This window comes from Streptomyces sp. NPDC060064 (genome assembly GCF_042736455.1).
Taxonomy (GTDB): domain Bacteria; phylum Actinomycetota; class Actinomycetes; order Streptomycetales; family Streptomycetaceae; genus Streptomyces.
Genome location: NZ_JBHWWF010000032.1, coordinates 24,819 through 42,419, shown reverse-complemented (window position 1 = coordinate 42,419; position 17,601 = coordinate 24,819). Strand labels below are relative to the sequence as shown.

The 17,601-nt window shown below is 69.7% G+C and carries 21 protein-coding genes; 9 read left to right on the top strand and 12 right to left on the bottom strand.

The genetic code is table 11. From position 1 onward, the window contains the following. Positions 1 to 4 precede the first annotated feature (4 nt). The 6 genes from ACFWDI_RS30900 to pqqA all read right to left on the bottom strand — a co-directional run bounded on the left by ACFWDI_RS30900 (position 5) and on the right by pqqA (position 4,778). Positions 5 to 1,555 (bottom strand): glycoside hydrolase family 88 protein, encoded by a 1,551-nt coding sequence (locus tag ACFWDI_RS30900; protein WP_385309031.1) that lies wholly within the window; start codon positions 1,553 to 1,555, stop codon positions 5 to 7. After that, positions 1,552 to 2,730: a pyrroloquinoline quinone biosynthesis protein PqqE gene (gene pqqE / locus ACFWDI_RS30895; RefSeq protein WP_385309128.1), complete on the bottom strand. Its 1,179-nt coding sequence runs from the start codon at positions 2,728 to 2,730 to the stop codon at positions 1,552 to 1,554. Before pqqE ends, ACFWDI_RS30900 begins: the two co-directional genes overlap by 4 nt. Next, positions 2,718 to 2,978, bottom strand: a complete 261-nt coding sequence (pqqD, locus tag ACFWDI_RS30890) for a pyrroloquinoline quinone biosynthesis peptide chaperone PqqD (protein WP_385309029.1) — start codon at positions 2,976 to 2,978, stop codon at positions 2,718 to 2,720. Before pqqD ends, pqqE begins: the two co-directional genes overlap by 13 nt. Continuing rightward, positions 2,975 to 3,631, bottom strand: coding sequence for a pyrroloquinoline-quinone synthase PqqC (gene pqqC, locus ACFWDI_RS30885; protein WP_385309126.1), 657 nt, complete (start codon positions 3,629 to 3,631; stop codon positions 2,975 to 2,977). The genes pqqD and pqqC overlap by 4 nt, the downstream gene beginning before the upstream one ends. A gap of 128 nt (positions 3,632 to 3,759) precedes the next feature. Next, complete coding sequence (gene pqqB, locus ACFWDI_RS30880; protein WP_385309027.1) at positions 3,760 to 4,656, bottom strand: pyrroloquinoline quinone biosynthesis protein PqqB; 897 nt, start codon at positions 4,654 to 4,656, stop codon at positions 3,760 to 3,762. 11 nt (positions 4,657 to 4,667) lie between these two features. Beyond that, a complete protein-coding gene (pqqA, locus tag ACFWDI_RS30875; protein ID WP_327327021.1) occupies positions 4,668 to 4,778 on the bottom strand; it encodes a pyrroloquinoline quinone precursor peptide PqqA in 111 nt (36 codons plus the stop codon). A 272-nt stretch (positions 4,779 to 5,050) separates the two neighbouring features. Here pqqA and ACFWDI_RS30870 point away from each other — a divergent pair, with 272 nt between their 5' ends. From ACFWDI_RS30870 to ACFWDI_RS30860, 3 genes are all read left to right on the top strand, one after another. Continuing rightward, a complete protein-coding gene (locus ACFWDI_RS30870; RefSeq protein ID WP_385309025.1) occupies positions 5,051 to 5,887 on the top strand; it encodes an aldo/keto reductase in 837 nt (278 codons plus the stop codon). Between the two features lie 306 nt (positions 5,888 to 6,193). Next, positions 6,194 to 6,601 carry a hypothetical protein gene (locus ACFWDI_RS30865; protein ID WP_385309023.1) on the top strand — a complete coding sequence of 136 codons (408 nt, stop codon included), beginning with the start codon at positions 6,194 to 6,196 and terminating at the stop codon, positions 6,599 to 6,601. A 115-nt stretch (positions 6,602 to 6,716) separates the two neighbouring features. Next, positions 6,717 to 7,175, top strand: a complete 459-nt coding sequence (locus ACFWDI_RS30860) for an RICIN domain-containing protein (protein WP_385309021.1) — start codon at positions 6,717 to 6,719, stop codon at positions 7,173 to 7,175. Here ACFWDI_RS30860 and ACFWDI_RS30855 read toward each other — a convergent pair. Further along, on the bottom strand, positions 7,165 to 7,542 hold the full coding sequence (locus ACFWDI_RS30855; protein ID WP_385309019.1) for a hypothetical protein: 378 nt from the start codon (positions 7,540 to 7,542) through the stop codon (positions 7,165 to 7,167). The two genes, ACFWDI_RS30860 and ACFWDI_RS30855, sit on opposite strands and share 11 nt — an antisense overlap. Before the next feature lie 133 nt (positions 7,543 to 7,675). Next, positions 7,676 to 8,638, bottom strand: coding sequence for an AraC family transcriptional regulator (locus ACFWDI_RS30850; RefSeq protein ID WP_385309018.1), 963 nt, complete (start codon positions 8,636 to 8,638; stop codon positions 7,676 to 7,678). An 81-nt stretch (positions 8,639 to 8,719) separates the two neighbouring features. Here ACFWDI_RS30850 and ACFWDI_RS30845 point away from each other — a divergent pair, with 81 nt between their 5' ends. Next, complete coding sequence (locus tag ACFWDI_RS30845) at positions 8,720 to 9,556, top strand: NAD(P)H-binding protein (protein WP_385309016.1); 837 nt, start codon at positions 8,720 to 8,722, stop codon at positions 9,554 to 9,556. Positions 9,557 to 9,681: 125 nt separating this feature from the next. On the opposite strand, the gene ACFWDI_RS30840 is transcribed toward ACFWDI_RS30845, so the two are convergent. After that, positions 9,682 to 10,650, bottom strand: a complete 969-nt coding sequence (locus tag ACFWDI_RS30840) for a helix-turn-helix transcriptional regulator (RefSeq protein WP_385309015.1) — start codon at positions 10,648 to 10,650, stop codon at positions 9,682 to 9,684. A 39-nt stretch (positions 10,651 to 10,689) separates the two neighbouring features. Between ACFWDI_RS30840 and ACFWDI_RS30835 the strand changes: the two genes are divergently transcribed. Together ACFWDI_RS30835 and ACFWDI_RS30830 are read left to right on the top strand one after the other, a co-directional pair. After that, positions 10,690 to 11,169 (top strand): hypothetical protein, encoded by a 480-nt coding sequence (locus tag ACFWDI_RS30835; RefSeq protein ID WP_385309013.1) that lies wholly within the window; start codon positions 10,690 to 10,692, stop codon positions 11,167 to 11,169. Further along, on the top strand, positions 11,166 to 11,642 hold the full coding sequence (locus tag ACFWDI_RS30830) for a hypothetical protein (RefSeq protein ID WP_385309011.1): 477 nt from the start codon (positions 11,166 to 11,168) through the stop codon (positions 11,640 to 11,642). Before ACFWDI_RS30835 ends, ACFWDI_RS30830 begins: the two co-directional genes overlap by 4 nt. Positions 11,643 to 11,648: 6 nt before the next feature. Here ACFWDI_RS30830 and ACFWDI_RS30825 read toward each other — a convergent pair whose 3' ends face one another. Then, positions 11,649 to 11,954 (bottom strand): 4a-hydroxytetrahydrobiopterin dehydratase, encoded by a 306-nt coding sequence (locus ACFWDI_RS30825; protein WP_385309009.1) that lies wholly within the window; start codon positions 11,952 to 11,954, stop codon positions 11,649 to 11,651. Between the two features lie 98 nt (positions 11,955 to 12,052). Between ACFWDI_RS30825 and ACFWDI_RS30820 the strand changes: the two genes are divergently transcribed. Next, on the top strand, positions 12,053 to 12,559 hold the full coding sequence (locus ACFWDI_RS30820) for an FBP domain-containing protein (RefSeq protein WP_385309124.1): 507 nt from the start codon (positions 12,053 to 12,055) through the stop codon (positions 12,557 to 12,559). Positions 12,560 to 12,565: 6 nt separating this feature from the next. On the opposite strand, the gene ACFWDI_RS30815 is transcribed toward ACFWDI_RS30820, so the two are convergent. Beyond that, positions 12,566 to 14,104 (bottom strand): ATP-dependent DNA ligase, encoded by a 1,539-nt coding sequence (locus tag ACFWDI_RS30815; RefSeq protein ID WP_385309122.1) that lies wholly within the window; start codon positions 14,102 to 14,104, stop codon positions 12,566 to 12,568. Positions 14,105 to 14,821: 717 nt separating this feature from the next. Then, complete coding sequence (locus ACFWDI_RS30810) at positions 14,822 to 15,433, bottom strand: TetR/AcrR family transcriptional regulator (protein ID WP_385309008.1); 612 nt, start codon at positions 15,431 to 15,433, stop codon at positions 14,822 to 14,824. 90 nt (positions 15,434 to 15,523) lie between these two features. Here ACFWDI_RS30810 and ACFWDI_RS30805 point away from each other — a divergent pair, with 90 nt between their 5' ends. Beyond that, positions 15,524 to 16,042 (top strand): PH domain-containing protein, encoded by a 519-nt coding sequence (locus ACFWDI_RS30805; RefSeq protein WP_385309006.1) that lies wholly within the window; start codon positions 15,524 to 15,526, stop codon positions 16,040 to 16,042. Further along, a complete protein-coding gene (locus ACFWDI_RS30800) occupies positions 16,039 to 17,541 on the top strand; it encodes a PH domain-containing protein (protein ID WP_385309004.1) in 1,503 nt (500 codons plus the stop codon). The genes ACFWDI_RS30805 and ACFWDI_RS30800 overlap by 4 nt, the downstream gene beginning before the upstream one ends. Positions 17,542 to 17,601 lie beyond the last annotated feature (60 nt).

The following is a 17,601-nucleotide window of genomic DNA, read 5'->3' as shown; positions in this document are numbered from 1 at the left end:
TCCCTCACCTCGCCCGGAGTTGTTCGTTCATGATGAGAAAGGCGCCGAGACCGTGGAAGTCATTGGTCTTCCGGTCGCGGTTGATGTAGTAGCTGTAGTTCCCGACATTCGTCCCGATGGAAATGTCGGTGAGATTGGTGCGGCCGTCGCCGCCGAGTGCGACCTTCGCCAGCACGCCCTGGTAGCCGCGCTGCGCCACCTGTGCGTAGTGCGCATCGACATATCCCTGCTGCACGGAGCGGGAAAGGGCGAAAGTGAACATGCTGGAGCAGGAGGTCTCGGTCCAGTTGTCGCTCTGCGAGCCCTTGTCGACAACCTGGAACCAGCGGCCGGTGGCCGGGTCCTGGTATTTCTCGATACCGGCGGCGAGCTTCTGCAGCAGGCCGAGGAGTTCGGCGCGGCGCGGATGGCCGGCCGGTACGGCGTCCAGGACATTGACGATCGCCATGGAGTACCAGCCGATCGCACGGCACCAGTGCTCGGGCGCGAGACCGGTCTTCGGATCGGACCAGCTCGCGTCGCGCGACTCGTCGAAGGCGTGCTTCAGCAGTCCGTTCGCGACCTGCAGATGGCCGCCGTAGACGGCGAGTTGTCCGGTCGCCTCATTGCTCGTGTACGCCGAGTCGCCGAATTCCTTTCCGTACTCGACAAGGAACGGATTCACCATGTAGACGCCGTCGGCCCACAGTTGGCTGCGCCGCGAGTCCGATGTCGAATGCCAGAATCCTCCGTCCGCGGTGCGCGGATAGCTGTTCAGGCGGTTCCGGATCTTCTGCGCCGCTTTCTGGTAGCGCGCCTGGCCTGTTTCGTGGTGGAGGATGTTCAGCAGTCTCCCGGCCTGCATGCTGTCGAGATTGTTGAAGCTCTGCCCGATATTCCCGCTGCCGTCGACGAAACGGTCGGCATAGCTCTTGATGTAGGTGAGATAGCGGGCGTCGTGGGTGCGCTGATAGACGAGGTACTGGCCGTAGAGATACAGCCCGACCGGGTAGGACCAGCCTCCGATGGCGCTCGGGGAGTAGCGCGCCATCGTGGACTCGACCATCGCGACCGACCAGTCCGTGGCGGCGGAGCCGTCGCCGGTGACGGTGAGCGAATCGAGATTCGGGCCGCCGGACGCGGTGGCTGAGGACACTCGTACGGTGTTGGTCCCCGCCTTCAGCTCGGCCATGAGGTTCTTGGTCTGCCAGCCGGTCCAGCTGCCGGTGGTGGGAAAGGCCAGGTCGTCGGCGACCAGCCGGCCGTTGACCCTGATGTCGAGGGGCCGGTTGGCGGAGGTCCCGTTGGCGAATCTCAGGCCCAGCGTGGCGTTTCCGGCCTGTGCGGAGTCCACCGTGAATTCGACCTGAGAGCCGGCCGCATTGTCGTAATTGACGAAGCCGGAGCCGGTGAATCCGGCGTGGTTGCTCTCGACGACGCCGAGGCTGATGGCGGCGTCCTCGGCCTCGTACCGTACGGGCGCCGCCGGCGCGGCGGGGTTCGCAGCCGCGGGCACGGCGGAGAGTGTGCTGCCCGCGAGTGCGGCCGCCAGCAGCAGAGTCGTTAATCGCTTCATGATCCTTCCTTGCGGTAGGCGTACGCGGGGGCCGCGACGGGTTCGGGGATACGCGGACGGTCGACGAGGTCGCGTACGAACGCGTGGTCGGGCGAGAGATGGCAGGCCGGATCGGTGCGGGTGGCGTCGCCGGTGAGGGCGTACGCCTGGCAGCGGCAGCCGCCGAAGTCCTTGGTGCGCAGCTCGCAGCTGCGGCACGGGTCCTGCATCCACTCCTCGCCGCGGTAGATGTTGAAGGCCTTGGATTCGCGCCAGATCCACTCCAGGGAGTGGTCCTTGACGCTGGGTGCGTCCAGGTGGGGCAGTGCGGCGGCGGCCGGGCACGGATAGACCCTGCCGTCCGGCTGGACGGTGAGCGAGACCGCTCCCCAGCCGCCCATGCAGGGCTTGGCCGTACCGTCGACGTAGTCCGGCACGACCCAGACCAGGTCCATCCGGCCGGCCAGCCGTGTGCGCCACCGCTCGACGGACTCGCGGGCCGCGGCGATCTGTTCGCGGTCCGGCAGCAGGGCGTCGCGGTTGCGCAGGGCCCAGCCGTAGAACTGGGTGTTGGCCAGCTCGATCCGCTCCGCGCCCCAGGCGAGCCCGAGTTCGACGAGGTCGTCGAGGGCCGCGAGGTTGGCCCGGTGCAGTACGACGTTGAGGCCGAGCGGCAGGTCCGCCTCCCCCACGAGCCGGGCGGCGCGCTCCTTCGCCGCGAAGGAGCGGGCTCCCGCGATGAGTTCCGAGGCGACGGGTTCGGCGTGCTGGACGGAGAGCTGCACGCTGCGCAGCCCGGCCGACATCAGGGCCGCCAGTCGCTTCTCGTGCAGCCCGACGCCGCTGGTGACCAGCTGCGTATGGATGCCCGCGCCGTCGGCCGCGGCGACGATCTCGGTGAGATCGCGGCGCAGCAGCGGTTCGCCTCCCGAGAGATGGCTCTGGACGACGCCCAGGTCAGCAGCCTGCTGGAACACCTCGGCCCACTGAGCGGTGGTCAACTCATCTGACCGACTGACCAGTTCGACGGGGTTGGAGCAGTACGCGCAGTGCAGCGGACAGCCGTGGCTGAGCTCGGCGAGCAGTGCCCACGGCGGATCGGCCTCCGCCGATTTCCGGCCTGTTGCTTCGGGGGTTGCGTCAGCGGTCGTTTCAGGGGTTCCTTCGGCGGTTGTTTCAGCCGTCACTTCAGCCAGCCCTCCTTGCGCAACCGCCCCAGAAAAGCGGGCACTTCATCGGCCAGGGGCGCGTCCGGGTGCCGCTCGGCCAGCTCCGCGACGATCGCGTCGACGTCACGTACGCCGTCGCAGAGCCGCACGATGGATCCGGCATTGCCCTGGAGCACGACCACGCGCTCGGGCAGTACGAGCAGATCGGCGCCGCGCACCCGGTCGTGCCGGAAGACGACCGACCGCGAGAGCACCGGTTTCCAGGTTTCGCTCATGCCCGCTCCCCCGCGTGGTCCACGGCGTCCAGCAGCGACCAGAGGACCTCGCACTTGAAGGAGAGCGCCGCCACGGCCGCCTCCTGCTCGCGCCGGGTCACGGCCCACTCGAGGACGAGCTCGAGTGCTTCCGCACTGTCGCGGCTGCCCTGCCCGATGCGGTTGCGGAAGTAGATCAGCCCGTCGGCATCGATCCACCGGTAGTGGCGTTCGAAGGCCGCGATGCGCGTGCTCATGATGCCGGGCGCGGCAAGTTCGGTCAGCGAGGCGGCGACGGCTTCGAGCGGCGAGCGCAGCCGGCAGAAGTTGACGTATCCGTCGACCGCGAGCCGTACGCCCGGAAGTACTTCCGCGCCCGACCGTAGCCGCGACCGGTCGATCCCGGCGGCCTCGCCGAGCCGGAGCCAGCGCTCGATGCCGCCTTCGCCCTCCACCGCCCCGTCGTGGTCCTGGATCCGGCGCAGCCAGGAGCGCCGCAGCGCGGAGTCGTCGAACTTGGCGAGGATCAGGGCGTCCTTGACCGGGATGTGGCGCTGGTAGTGGAAGCGGTTGAGGATCCAGCGCCGCAGCTCGTCGGGGGTGAGGGCGCCTTGGTGCATGCGTACGTTGAACGGGTGGCGGTCGTGGTAGCGCTCGGCGGGTACGGCACGCAGCCGCGAAGTGAAGTCCTCCGGGCTCCACGGTTCACCGGCCTCCGCTGCTCCCGTTGCGCCCGTTGCGCCCGTTGCGCCCGTCGCTCCCTTCGATCCCTTTGCTTCCGTCGCGGGCAGAGCGAATGTGCTCACAGCTCGATCACCATCCGGTCGGCGGCAACCTCGAGTCCCCATTCGCCGAGCAGCGCGTGCTGCGGGGCGTCCGGGTCCACGAGTGGGTTCGTGTTGTTGAGGTGCGTATAGAGGCAGCGGGCGCGCAGCCCGGCGAGCCTCCGTGCGGTGCCGTTCGGCCCGGCGATCGGCAGATGCCCCATCCCGGTTGCCGTCTTGGCCGAGATTCCGGCCCGTACCGGCTCGTCGTCGTCCCAGAATGTGCCGTCGAGAATGACGCAGTCGGCCTGCTCGACCGCGTCCTGGAAGTCGTCGGTCCAGCGGGCGAGCGCGGGCGCGTAGAGCAGGCTGCGGCCGGTGGTGGTCTCGCGCAGCCGCAGCGCGACCACCCAGGTGCGCTCTTCGGTACCGGTGCCGACGGCGTAGCGCGGCTTTTTGGCCGAGACGGGTACGGCATCCATTTCTACGGTGCTGCCCTTGACGAGCGGTTCCGTTTCGCGGCTCAACTCGCGCCATTCGATACGGGTGTACGGGGCGAGTACCTCGCCCAGACGCAGCCGGCCGAGCAGCGCCTCCCGCACCGGCCGGGTGGCGAGGATGTCGAGTCCGTCGGCCTCGCGCAGCCGGGCGATGCCGAGCGTGTGGTCGAGTTCGGCGTCGGTGAGGATCACTCCGGCCACGGGGGATTCGCGCGGCCCCGGCCCGGGCCGCAGCGCGTGGCTGTCCTCGATCTGGTCACCGATGTCGGGGGTGGCGTTGACGAGATACCAGCGGCCCTCGTCCGCGCACAGGGCGAGTGAGGCGTGACGACGGCGCCGGTGCGGGTGTGCGCGTGCCCCGGCGCAGCCGGGACACGCGCAGTTCCACTGGGGCAGTCCGCCGCCCGCCGCGGTGCCGAGCACCTGCAGCAGCATGGCGGCGGGGTCTACCGGTCGGTGAGGGCGTAGGCGGTGACTTCGAGCGCGGTCTCGACGACCACGAACTCGGGAGTCTGCCAGTTGACCGTCTCCTCCGATGTTTCCTTGGTGTCCTTCATGTGCAGTACCTGCCTTCCTGAGATGTGGGGGTCAGGAGTGATTCAGGAGTGGTTGCTCCATGACGCATGGTTGAGCAGGACTGAACATCCGTTCACATGAGTGTCCGGCGTTCAGTTATGTGCCATAGAGTTGCGTCTTGATGAGACGCGGTCAATGGTCCGGACCGATAAGGTCGGAGCTGTATCAGGCCAACTTCGAGGTCGGGAATGCGTCCAGGGGGACGGTCGTTGAGCATGAAAGAACCAACCGACGACGTAAGGATCGACCGCTCGTGAGCAAGGTCCCCTCCATCCCCCTCAACAATGGCGTCGCGATGCCGCAGCTCGGTTTCGGCGTCTGGCAGGTGCCCGACGACGAGGCGGCGAAGGCGGTCGGCACGGCTCTGGAGGCCGGCTACCGCAGCATCGACACCGCGGCGATCTACGAGAACGAAGAGGGCACCGGCCGGGCAATCGCCGCCTCCGGCATCGCCCGCGAGGACCTCTTCATCACCACGAAGCTGTGGAACAGCGAGCAGGGATACGACTCGACGCTGCGCGCCTTCGACACTTCGCTGGACAAGCTGGGCCTCGACCACATCGACCTGTATCTGATCCACTGGCCGGTGCCGTCCAAGGACGCCTATGTGGAGACGTACAAGGCCTTCGAGAAGATCTACGCGGACGGCCGCGCCAAGGCCATCGGCGTCTCGAACTTCCTCCCGGAGCACCTCGAGCGCCTCATCGGCGAAACCTCGGTGGTCCCGGCCGTGAACCAGATCGAGCTCCACCCGCAGCTGCAGCAGGCCGAGTTGCGCGCCTTCCACGCGGAGTACGGCATCCGGACCGAGGCCTGGTCGCCGCTGGGCCAGGGCAAGGGCCTCCTCGAGGTCCCGACGGTCGTCGCGATCGCACAGAAGCACGGCAGGACGCCGGCCCAGGTGGTGCTGCGCTGGCATCTGCAGATCGGCAATGTCGCGATCCCCAAGTCCGTTACCCCGTCACGGATCCGGGAGAACTTCGACATATTCGGCTTCGAACTGGACGCCGACGATCTGGCGGCGTTCGCGGCGCTGGACGAGGGCAAGCGGCTCGGCCCCGACCCGGCGACGTTCGACTACGGCGCCTGACTCCTGCGCATCAACGGCCACATCGCCGCCCGGTTCACGCCGGGCGGCGATGCTGTTCCCGCAGCCGGAGGCACGCGTGCCCGGTGGCGAAATCCAGCCGGTACGAGGCGACCACCGCCGCCAGGCAGCAACACGATCGCCGCCGCCGCGTACAACCCGGCTGCAGCAGCGCTGCCTGCGCAGCTCGCGCCTTTGATACGCAATGCGGCTCAAGGTTGATTCATGCCGAGCGTGTCGATTCATCATATTTGCTGCAAATATGCCTAGGGTCGGCGCTCGGAAGTTCCCTCACCCTGGAGAGTCTCAATGGAGCGTTTCAAGCTCGCATCGGTTGCGGCTGTCGCGACGGCCGCCGCGCTTGCCGTGTCGGTCGGTGTGGCCATGGCCGTCGTCACCCCGACACACCCCACGCCGAAGACGGTCACAAAGCCGGCCATGGCACAGCCGGCGCTGACGGCGAGAGCCACGGTCAGCAGCGTCGGAGCATGGGAGCAGTTCCGCGTGTACGGCGCCACCCGGCTGCTGGCACCGGGCACGGAGGTGACGCTGCAGCAGTGGCAGGGCGACGGCTGGGTGACCCTGCCCGCGTCGATGAACACCACGCACAGGTCCACCTACAATATGCGGGTCCTCCTCGGCCTCATGGGTCGGAACGATCTCCGGATGGTCGGCGGCGGCGTCGTCTCGGACCCCTTCACCGTCACGGTGTACTGACTGCCGCGGGGCAGGAGTCCGGGAGCGGGCGCCCACGGCTTCGCTGCCCTCGCCGCACCAGCCGGCGCAGTACGCCGATGAGCACGCTGCTCACCGGACGGTCCACAATCGGCCCATGTCTACGAAGATGACGCCCGGTCTCTACCTGGTGCGCAATGTCGGCAGCGGACTGCTGCTCGAGGTGTACGGCGGAGCCAGGGGCAGCGGCGCCAATGTCCAGCAGGGCAAGGCGACCGGGGCTCCGGCCCAGCAGTGGCAGATCGCCCCGGTGCCCAATGGCAGCGGGCTCTACCACTTCGTGAACGCGGCCAGCGGCAAACGGCTCGACGTCGCGAACGCCTCGACGGAGAACGGCGCCAACATCCAGCAGTGGAAGGCCAACAACTTCGGCGCCCAGGAGTGGATCATCGAGCAGCATCTGGACGCGCCGGGCACGGTCACCATCGTCAGCTTCATCAGCGCGCTGCTGCTCGAAGTCGCCGACGGCAGTACGGACGACGGCGCGAATGTGCAGCAGTGGGAGGACACCGACTCACCGGGGCAGTGGTGGCAGTTGGAGCGTGTCATTTCCTGAGCAGCAGCACGGCCGCCCCGACGGCACATGCGGCCAATCCGACCCCGCCGGCGCCGATCGCGCCCGCGGCCAGGAAGCCGCGGGAGGAGCGCCAGGAGAGCACCGACGACTTCGACTGCGCGGACAGCAGCGACCCTGTGCTCAGCCACGAACCCGCCGAGAGCAGCGACTGGGCGGACCCGATCGAGCCGACCGACAGGGTGCTGCCGACCGAGCCGACTGAAAGTACCGACCCGACGGAACCGATGGAGAGCACCGACCCCACCGAGCCGATCGACAGCACGGAGTCCTTCGACCAGAGGGACAGCGTTGATGTGGACCTCGTGGACTGACTTGACTGCACGGTCTGCTTGGGCTGCTTGGCCATGAGGCCATCCTGCCGCTGATTCAGCCCCGGCGAGCGGTGTGCACCGTGCGCGCCGCGAGCAGTACGCGTCCGGGCGGTGCCGCAGCCCCTGTGGGTCGTCCGGGCTCTCTCCAGGCCCGGTCGGCCGGTGCCGTCATGGCGAGCGTTGTTTCCGTTCCGGCAGAACGGTTCCCGTACGGTGCTCCTGCGGGCTGATGCCGCGTACCCGTTTGAAGGCCGCGCTCAGTGCGAACGAACCGCTGTAGCCGACCTTCCTGGCCACCGCCTCCACCGTGGCGTCCGTCTCCCGCAGCAGATCGGCAGCGAGCGCGAGCCGCCAGTCCGTGAGGTACGCCATCGGGGGCTCCCCCACCAACTCGTGGAAACGGCGGGCCAGTCCGGCCCTGGAGACCCCGCACTTGGCGGCCAGTGAGGCGACGGTCCAGGGGTGCGCGGGATCGTCCTGCAGCAGCCGCAGCGCGCGGCCGACCACCGGGTCGCCCATGGCCAGGTACCAGGCCGGAGCCTCGGCGTCCGGGCGTGAGAACCAGGAGCGCACCACAGCGATCAGCACCAGATCCAGGATCCGGTCGAGTACCACGCTCTGGCCCGGCTCGTCCCGGGAGATCTCGTCGTCGAGCACCGGCATCAGCGGGCAGTTCCAGACCTCGGCAGGCAGATGAAGCAGCATGGGCAGCGCGTCCAGCAGCCGCCCACTGACCTCGCCCTTCATCTGGTACGTCCCGACCAGCATGGTGGCCGATCCTTCGGGGTCGTTGCCCCAGCTCCGTACGCCCAAGTGCATGGACTGCGCGAGCGGTTCGCCCTGCAGGGTGTGGCAGGTGCCGCCGGGCCCGATCAACGCCGTTGGCTCGCGGGTGAGTTGATCCGCCGTGGTGTACGCATCCGGGCCGCGGGCGATCGCGACGTCGCCGGGGCGCAGCAGCACCGGGTCACCGGTGTCCGGAATGATCCAGGCCTCGCCCGCGGTCATGCAGAGCAGGCTGAGCGGCGCGTGGTCCTCGATCCGTACGGACCATGGCGGCTCCATCACCATACGGAGCAGAAATGCTCCCCTGGCGCGCGGTCCGTCCAGAAGTCCGGCAAGAGCGTCCATGGCTCACAGCGTAGACGCACACATATGGCATTGAGCCTCTGGAGCATGGAGAGTCCAAACGGGGACCGCGAACCTTGACGCATGGCAGAGAACCTGAAGCAGGAGACGGTGTTGGTGACGGCGGCCTCGGGCAAGACGGGCCGCCGGGTGGCGGAGCGGCTCGCGGCGCGCGGAGTCGATGTGCGGGCGGGCTCGCGCAAGGGGGAGGTGCGGTTCGACTGGGAGGACGAGTCCAGCTGGGCGCCTGCGCTGGACGGCGCGGACGCGGCGTATGTCGCGTACTACCCGGATCTGGCGGCTCCTGGCGCGCCCGAGGTGATGCGGGCCTTCGGACGGGTGGCGGCGGAGAGCGGAGTGCGGCGGCTGGTGCTGCTCTCCGGCCGCGGCGAGCCGGACGCGGTGGTCGCCGAGGGCGCGCTGCGGGAGTCCGGCGTGGAGCTGACCGTGGTGCGGTCCAGTTTCTTCGCGCAGAACTTCAGCGAGGGCGCGATGTACGAGGGGGTGCTGGCGGGTGAGATCCCCTTCCCCGCGGGTGAGACGGCCGAGCCGTTCATCGACGCGGACGACCTGGCGGACGTGGTGGTCACGGTGCTCACCGAGGAGGGCCATGCCGGGCGCGTGCACGAAGTGACGGGTCCGCGGCTGGTCACCTTCGAGGAGGTGGCGGCGGAGATCGGCCGGGCCACGGGCCGGGAGGTGCGGTACGTGCCGGTGTCCGGCGCACAGTACGCGGAGATGCTGCAGCAGTTCGGGTTCCCGGACCCGGAGTCGCAGTGGCTGGCGGACCTTTTCACGATGCTGCTCGACGGGCACAACGCGTCGCTGACGAACGATGTGCGGCAGCTGCTCGGCCGCGAGCCGAAGGCCTTCGCGGCGTTCGCGCGGGACGCGGCACGGGCGGGTGCCTGGAGTGCGTGACCAGCGGCGGCACGGTCCGGATCGATGACGGTCTGCTCCCGGCGACCGCCGGCTGTCGGCTGTCGGCTGTCGGCTGTCGGCTGTCGGCTGTCGGCTGTCGGCTGTCGGCGAGTGTCTGCCGAGGATCAGCCGGAGGCGTACGTCGCCGCCAGCGCGTCGGCCGTCGCGGCCATACGGGCGCGGAGTTCGGGTGGTCCAAGGACCTCGATCTCCGCGCCCATGGCGAGAAAATCGCCGTGCGCGTGGTCGGTGGACTCGATCGGGAGCAGCACGCGGGTCCAGCCGTCCGGTTCCACCGTGCCGCTGTCGGCGAGGGCACGGGCGGCCGGTCCCTTCAGGCGGGCCGCGGCGCCCGGCGAGAGCCGGACGAGCGCCTCGCCCCCGTAGAGGCGGGCGTGGAAGTCCGCCTGGTAGCGCTGCCAGTACGCGGCCAGGTCGAAGTCCTCGAGCGGCCCGAACTCCTCCGCCAACTCCCCCTCCTTCGAGACGACTTCAAGGATCTGGTCGACCCGGTACGTCCGTGGTCCCGGTCCCGCGACGACGTACCAGCGGCCCGCCTTGAGCACCAGTCCGTACGGCTCGAGACGCCGGTCCACATCGGTCGGCTCCTTCCATCGGCGGTAGCGGATGTGGAGCACCCTGCTGTGCCACACCGCGTCCGCGACGGCCGTCAGATACGGAACCTCCTCGTCCGGCGCATACCAGCCGGGCGCGTCCAGGTGGAACCGCGAGCGCATCCGGTCGGCCTGGTCACGCAGCTCGGCGGGGACCGCCGCACGCAGCTTGAGCTGGGCGGCGGCGAGGGCCGAGCCGAGCCCGAGTTCGGCGGCGGGCCCGGGGATCCCGGAGAGGAACAGCGCCTCCGCCTCCCCGGCGGAGAGCCCGGTCAGCCGGGTGCGGTAGCCGGCGAGCAACTGGTAGCCGCCCGCGTGGCCCGCGTCCCCGTACAGCGGCACACCGGCCGCGTGCAGCGCCTCGACGTCCCGGTAGACGGTGCGTACCGATACCTCGAGCTCCTGCGCGAGCTGGGCGGCTGTCAGCCGGCCCCGGGTCTGGAGCAGCAGCAGGATCGACACAAGACGGCTGGACTTCACTGACACAGGATGTCAGTGAAGCGGGCTTAGCGTCCTGGCATGACCTTCGCAGAGAAACAGCTGTGGTCGCCGCCGCCGATCGAGGTCGGCGGCCGTCACATCAAGCGCTACCACGTCACCGGCGACCCGGACGGCATCGATCCCGCGGTGGAGAAGGCCGCGTACGCGATCCTTCCCGAGCTGCTGCCGGATCCGGACGGCACCCCGCTGGCCACATTCGTCGTCCTCCACAGGGGAGGGGACGACGGCGCGTACCTCAACGCGTACAGCTGGGTGTGGGACAACGTCCTGCACTTCGGTGCCGCGGCCGCGGGCCAGCCGGTCCTGGACTGCCCGGACAGCGATCCGACGCATTTCGTCAGGCTCGACAGATCCTGGATCGGCTGTGTCTGGGAGCTGCCGCCGATCCGGCACGAACGGGACGCCTGGGTACGCCACATGCTCGCCCCGGACCGTCCCGACCTGGACGCCTATCTCACCGACTCCCTTCCCGACGGCACCACAGGAGACCGCTCATGAGCACCACCCACGACTTCGACCTCCTGCACGGCGAGTGGGCGGTCGCCAACCGTCGCCGTGCGGACTTCCTCGACGAGGCGAGCGCGTGGGAGGAGTTCCCGGCCGTGAGCCGCGCGTCGCGCCACTTCGGCGGCCGGGCGAACTTCGACGAGATCGAGTTCCCGACGAAGGGCTTCAGCGGCCTGACGCTGCGGCTGTACGACGCCGAGCGCGAGGAGTGGTCCCTGTACTGGTCGAACGACCGCACCGGCGTACTCTTCCCGCCCGTGGTCGGCCGGTTCGGCACGGACGGGCGAGGCGAGTTCTACGGGGACGACACCCACGACGGCAAGGACGTCAGGGTCCGCTTCATCTGGTCGGGCATCAGCGAATCGGCGGCTCGCTGGGAGCAGGCGTTCTCGGTCGACGGCGAGCGGACGTGGGTGACGAACTGGGTGATGGAGCTGTCGCGCCCCGCGTCCTGGGCCGCGTGACGGCCGTCAGCTCGCGCCGTGCCCCGCGGCGATCTCCTCCACCCGCTGGGCGAGCTCGAAGTCCTTCTCAGTGACCGCGCCGCCCGCGTCGTGGCTGTTCACCGACAGGGCCAGCGTGTTGTAGCCCAGGGTGAGATCCGAGTGATGGTTCAGCTCATCCTGGATCTGTGCGATGTGCACGACCATCGCGGTCGCCGCGAAGTGCGTGGAGAGACGGTAGGCGCGGGCGATCCGGTCGCCCTCCAAGGTCCAGCCGGGGAGCTCCCTCAGGCGGTCCTCGATCTCCTTCTGTGACAGCGGCTCTGTGGGCATGACCCAGATCCCTTCAGGAGGCGGCTCAGGAAGCGGCAGCGGTTTCGGCCACCATAAATGGGATGCCCGCTCAGACGCGCTATGTGTACGTTCCACCGGTGGAACCACTGACCGAAAAGCAGATACGCGGATCCTTCGTCAACTGCACGAAGGGCGAGGCCGCGCGTATGAAGCTGCCCGCCGACTTCGGTGAACTCCCCTGGGACGACCTCGACTTCCTCGGCTGGACCGATCCGGGTGCGCCGCTGCGCGCACATTTCGTGCTGCCGCGGGAGGGCCGCCCGGTGGGCGTCACCCTACGGGTGCCTTCCACCAGACGGACCAGTGCCGTCAAGTCCAGCATGTGCCAGGCCTGCTTCACGGGGCATGCCTCGTCCGGGGTGACCCTGTTCGCCGCCCCGCTGGCCGGGGCCGCGGGACGGGAGGGGAACACCCTGGGTACGTATCTCTGTGCCGATCTCGCCTGCTCGCTGTACATCCGCGGCAGGAAGCAGCCCAAGCTGCGCGGCGGACTGCACGAGGAGACGCTCACGCTCGAGGAGCGGATCACCCGTACGGTCGACAGTCTGACGGCCTTTGCCGAAAAGGTGATGGGGCTGCGCTGACTGGGTTCAGCCGCGCGAATCCAGGACCTGGTCGATGGTGTCGGCCTGCTCGGCCGGCTTGTCGGGGCGGTGACGCAGGACACGCGCGAAGCGCAGGGTGACACCGGCCGGGTAGCGCGGGGAGCGCTGCACTCCGTCGTAGGCGATCTCGACGACGAGTTCCGGACGGACCGTCACCGTGAACCCGTCGTCTCCGGTTGCCAGTTCGCGCAGCCGCTCCGTCTGCCAGCGCAGCATCTCGTCGGTGAGGCCCTTGAAGGTCTTGCCGAGCATCACATACGTACCGTCGGCGGCGCGTGCGCCGAGGTGGAGGTTGGAGAGCAGCCCGGTGCGTCTGCCGTGGCCCCATTCGGCGGCCAGGACGACGAGGTCGAGCGTGTGGACGGGTTTGACCTTGAGCCAGGAGCGGCCGCGGCGGCCGGCGACGTACGGCGCGTCGAGGGCTTTGACCAGGACGCCCTCGTGGCCGCGGCGCAGGGTGTCGGCGAAGAACTCCTCGGCGGCGGCGACCTGTTGGGCGGATGCGGGATCTTCGACGACGGCACGGCGGACCCGCATCGGTTCGGGGACGAGGCGGGCGAGGACGGCGTGCCGGTCACTGCCCGGGAGGTCGAGGGTCGGCTCGCCGTCGGCGGCGAGGACGTCGAAGAAGACGGGTGACAGGGGCAGCGTGGCGCGGGCCGCGTCCACGTCGACGCGGGAGCCGACGCGGGAGGCGATGTCCTGGAAGGGGACGGGCCTTCCGGCGCCGTCCAGGGCGATCACCTCGCCGTCGAGGATGAAGTGATCACCCGTCATTTCCCTTGCCGCGGCGGTGACTTCGGGGAGACGGTCGGTGATGTCGTCGAGGGACCTTGTGTAGATGCGGATGTCCTCGCCGCTGCGGTGCACCTGGACGCGGATGCCGTCGAGCTTCTCCTCGACGGCGCACGCGACTTCCAGTGCCTGGACCGCTTCGGTCACCGATTTCGCGGTGTGGGCGAGCATCGGCTGCACGGGACTGCCCACGTGCAGCCGGAACTGTTCGAGCGCGACCGGCCCGTCGGCGAGCAGCGCGCGGGCGACGCGCGGCAGGGAACCGTCCAGCATCACGGCACGGCGTACGTCACCGGCCGGCGCGTCCGCGGCCTTGGCGACGGCCTCCAGGGCGATCGCGTCCAGCGCGCCCTGGCGTACTTCGCCCAAGAGCAGCCGCATCAGGAACTGCTGCTCCTCGGCGGTGGCGGCGGCCATGAGCTCGCGCACAAGGCGTTTGCGCTCGGCCTGGGTGCCGGGGCCGGCGACGCCGGCGAGGTGGGTGAGGGCGGCGTCGGTGTCGGAGACGGTGAGGCTCGGGGTGCCGACGGGCGGTGGGGGGTCCTTGAGGACGCTCCAGCCGATGCCGATGCGGCCTTGGGGGACGCGTCCGGCGAGATACGAGATGACGAGGGCGACGTCGGCGGGGCGGGTATCGGCGAACAGCTCGGCGAGCGCGCCGATCTTGCGCGAGCGCGCGGAGGTGGCGGCGACCTGTTGAGACACATCGGCGAGTCGGGCCAGCAGCATGGTGCCCATGGTGCCGTGCGACGCGACGGGGCGCGCGCTCTTGTTGCCCGGGCCCGGGGTCGTCCGGTCCTGTCGGGTGCGGGTTGCCTCCGGCGGGGTGCGGGTTGCCTCCGGCGGGGTGCGGGTTGCCTCCGGCGGGGTGCGGGTGCTTGTCCGGTGCAGGATCCGGTGCCCCTCCGGGCTCGACTCCTCGGGGTCGGCGGCGTACAGGCTCCTGGTGCGTGACCCCGGTTTTGCCGCCAATCCCCTGTGGGGACGACCCTGCACGGCACCTCCCCACCCGAACGAGACAAGACCGCTCGCCGGGGGCTCAGGCGGTCCGCCGCAGGACGACACGGGTGCGGCCCGCCGTGGGGGGTTCAGCGGCTCGCCGGAGGAAACCACCCACCGAAGAGCAACCACCAACGCCCCCGGCCCACCGTGACCACATGACCGAGCAACTGGCGGGGCCGACCCTGCACGGCCCCTCCCCACCCCGACGACACGGGTGCGCCCCGCCGCGGGGGTACAGCGGTCCGCCGCAGGACGACACGGGTGCGGCCCGCCGCAGGACGACACGGGTGCGGCCCGCCGCAGGACGACACGGGTGCGGCCCGCCGCAGGACGACACGGGTGCGGCCCGCCGCGGGGGTTCAGCGGTTCGCTGGTGGAAACCACCCACGAAGAGCAACCACCAACGCCCCCGGCCCACGCTCACCGCATGACCGGGAAACTCCCCTATCTCCCGAACAGCCGAGCCATGTGCAGGTCCAGCAGACTCAGCGCCCGCTCCGGCGTGTGCACCTCCAGCAGTGTGTACGCCGTCAGCCCGTCCACCAGGCTGATCAGCAGCATCGCCTCGTCGTCCGGGTCACGGTCCGCCGACACCTCGCCCCGTTCCATCGCCCGCCGCAGCAGGCCTGCGAAGAACTCCGCCAGCTTGGGGATGCCCTCCCGCGCCTCCGCCCGCAGGCGCTCGTCATGCACGGCGCGAGCAAAATACGCCGCTCCCACCAGCGTCCCCACCCGGCTCTTGTCGTCCAGCGGCAGCATCCCCGCCAGGCACTCGCGCAGCACCGTCCGCGGCGGAGGCTCCTCGTCCAGGTCCGACACGACCGCGTCGATGCGCTCCCGGATCCGCCGGTCGGCAAGCACATTGATGTGCCGCAGCGCGAAGACCAGCATCTCGTCCTTGGTACGGAAGTAGTGCTGCAGCCTGCCGAGCGAGATGTCCGCCTCCGCCGCCACATCCCGCAGGCTCACCCCGTCCAGCCCCCGCGTGCTCGCGATGCGCCAGAGCGCCTCGGCGATCTCCAGACGTCTGGCCTCATGGTCCACCTTCTTCGGCACCGGCAGCCTCACTCCCTTTTACAAGTCACTTGTACCGTTGTAACGTATCGCCATCCAATACAGTTGACTTGAAAAGCGGTGACGCCCCCCATGTCCCTCCACGCCGCCCCGCACCTGCGGCCGCCCCGCCACCGGGTCGACCCCCGAGCCCGGCGCTGGTGGACCGTCCAGGCGCTCCTCTCCGTGAGCGGGCCGATGCTGCTGATGGCCCTCACGCTCGCTCTGCTCTCCGCTCTCTTCTTCTCCGGCGCGCTCCCCTGGCTCGCCCCCCTCCTGCTGGTCACACTCGTCGCGCCGGCACTCGGCTATCTGGTCCTCATGCCGCGCCGCCGGTACGCGGTGCACGCCTGGGAGCTCGGCACCCACTCCGTCTACGCGGCCGGCGGCTGGTTCTGGCAGCAGCGCAGGATCGCTCCGCTCTCCCGGGTGCAGACCGTGGACACGCTCCGCGGCCCGGTCCAGCGGCGGTACGGGCTCGCGACGCTCACCGTCACCACCGCCTCCACCGCGGGCAACATCAAGATCGCGGGGCTGTCCGACGCCGATGCCGAGGAGCTGGCCCGGCGTATCGGGGAGGCCGCCCAGGCCGTGCCGGGAGACGCGGCATGACCACTCCCACCAGGGTTGCCGCCGCCTGGCACCGGCCCGCGCCGCGCACCCTTCTTGTGCACTGCGGCTGGCTGGCCCCGCCGCTCGGCTCGCTCGCGCTGACCGCGCTCGCCACCGGCGGCCGGATCCCGGCGAGCGGCTGGATCACCCTCGCCGCTGTCGCCGTCTCGTTCACCGTCATCACCGTCGTCGGCCTGATCCGCTGGTCCCGTACGCACTATCAGGTCACCGCCGACTCCTTCGCGCTACGGAGCGGGGTACTGAACAGGCGGCTGCGCACCCTACCGTTGCACCGCATCCGCAGCGTTGATCTGACCGCCACGCCGCTCCACCGGCTGCTCGGTCTCACGGTCGTCCGGGCAGGCGCCACCACCTCGGGCGACGGCCGCGGCGAGATCGCGCTCGACGCGTTGACGGTCCGCGACGCGCACCGGCTGCGTACCGCCCTGCTCGCACGCGCCGACGTTCACGCGCTCGCCGATGACCCGTTGCTCGCCCGGATCGACCGGCGCTGGCTGCGCTATGCGCCGTTCACCTTCTGGGTGATCGGCGGTGTGGGCATCGCCTTCGGCACCGTCTACCGCGTCTTCGACGGCATCGGCATCGAGCTGTGGCGGGTGGGCTTCGTCCGGGACGCGTTCACGGAGTTCGGCAACAGCGCACTGTGGCTGACGGTCCCGGCCGCCCTGTTCGCCGTGATCGCCCTCGGTTCGATCGGCGCGCTCGCGCTCTATGTCGAGAACTGGTGGGGGTTCTCCGCCGTATGGACCGATGCGCGCACCCTGACCGTACGGCGCGGACTGCTGACCACCCGGGCGGTGACCGTCGAACGGGCCCGGCTCCACGGCGTACTGCTCCGTGAGCCGCTGCTGCTGCGGGCCGCCGGCGGGGCGACCGCCATGGTGGTCGCCGGCGGGCTCGGCGACCGGGAGGAGGCCCGAAGGCGCAGCGCCCTCCTCCCGCCCGCACCGCGCGACGAGGCACTGCGCGTCACCGCGGGCGCGCTCCGTGCGGCCCGACACCCCTTCGAATCCGTGCCGTTGACCGCGCACCCACGGGTGGCTCTACGACGCCGGATGATGCGCGGCCTCCTCTTCTTCGTACTCCCGGTGACGGCCACGCTGCTCGTTCTCGGGGCACTGCTGACGACTGTCCTGCTGCACTGCGCATGGATCTTCGCGCTGGTCGCGACGCCGGTGGTGTGGCTGCTCGCCCGGGACGCGTACCGCAGTCTCGGCCATGCACTGAACGGCCCTCATCTCCTCGTCCGGGCGGGTACGTTCAGCCGCGACACGCTCGCTTTGGAACGTGACGCGATCGCGGCATGGACCTTCTCCAGCTCGCCCTTCGCCCGGCGGGCCGGGCTCGTCACGCTCACCGCGGCGGTGGCCGCGGGCGAACACGGTTACCGGGTGCGGGACTTCGCCGCAGTCGAGGCGCCCGCCTTCGCGGCGACGGCGGCACCGGGGATTCTGGATGAGTTTCTGCAAAAGCGGTAACGGCCGAGTCCAGTCTCCCCACGGTTAACTCAACTCCCATAGCCTTCCGTCGATTTGATC

Bases quoted from the DNA above. Each gene is read 5' to 3' on its own strand.
- ACFWDI_RS30815 (WP_385309122.1), bottom strand. From the start codon at position 14,104: ATGCTGCTGGCCCGACTCGCCGATGTGTCTCAACAGGTCGCCGCCACC.
- ACFWDI_RS30855 (WP_385309019.1), bottom strand. From the start codon at position 7,542: ATGGCCAAGCAGCCCAAGCAGACCGTGCAGTCAAGTCAGTCCACGAGG.
- pqqA (WP_327327021.1), bottom strand. From the start codon at position 4,778: ATGAAGGACACCAAGGAAACATCGGAGGAGACGGTCAACTGGCAGACT.
- ACFWDI_RS30830 (WP_385309011.1), top strand. From the start codon at position 11,166: ATGAGCACCACCCACGACTTCGACCTCCTGCACGGCGAGTGGGCGGTC.
- ACFWDI_RS30835 (WP_385309013.1), top strand. From the start codon at position 10,690: ATGACCTTCGCAGAGAAACAGCTGTGGTCGCCGCCGCCGATCGAGGTC.
- ACFWDI_RS30900 (WP_385309031.1), bottom strand. From the start codon at position 1,555: ATGAAGCGATTAACGACTCTGCTGCTGGCGGCCGCACTCGCGGGCAGC.
- ACFWDI_RS30850 (WP_385309018.1), bottom strand. From the start codon at position 8,638: ATGGACGCTCTTGCCGGACTTCTGGACGGACCGCGCGCCAGGGGAGCA.
- pqqB (WP_385309027.1), bottom strand. From the start codon at position 4,656: ATGCTGCTGCAGGTGCTCGGCACCGCGGCGGGCGGCGGACTGCCCCAG.
- ACFWDI_RS30865 (WP_385309023.1), top strand. From the start codon at position 6,194: ATGGAGCGTTTCAAGCTCGCATCGGTTGCGGCTGTCGCGACGGCCGCC.
- ACFWDI_RS30800 (WP_385309004.1), top strand. From the start codon at position 16,039: ATGACCACTCCCACCAGGGTTGCCGCCGCCTGGCACCGGCCCGCGCCG.
- ACFWDI_RS30845 (WP_385309016.1), top strand. From the start codon at position 8,720: ATGGCAGAGAACCTGAAGCAGGAGACGGTGTTGGTGACGGCGGCCTCG.
- ACFWDI_RS30860 (WP_385309021.1), top strand. From the start codon at position 6,717: ATGTCTACGAAGATGACGCCCGGTCTCTACCTGGTGCGCAATGTCGGC.
- ACFWDI_RS30825 (WP_385309009.1), bottom strand. From the start codon at position 11,954: ATGCCCACAGAGCCGCTGTCACAGAAGGAGATCGAGGACCGCCTGAGG.
- ACFWDI_RS30805 (WP_385309006.1), top strand. From the start codon at position 15,524: ATGTCCCTCCACGCCGCCCCGCACCTGCGGCCGCCCCGCCACCGGGTC.
- pqqD (WP_385309029.1), bottom strand. From the start codon at position 2,978: ATGAGCGAAACCTGGAAACCGGTGCTCTCGCGGTCGGTCGTCTTCCGG.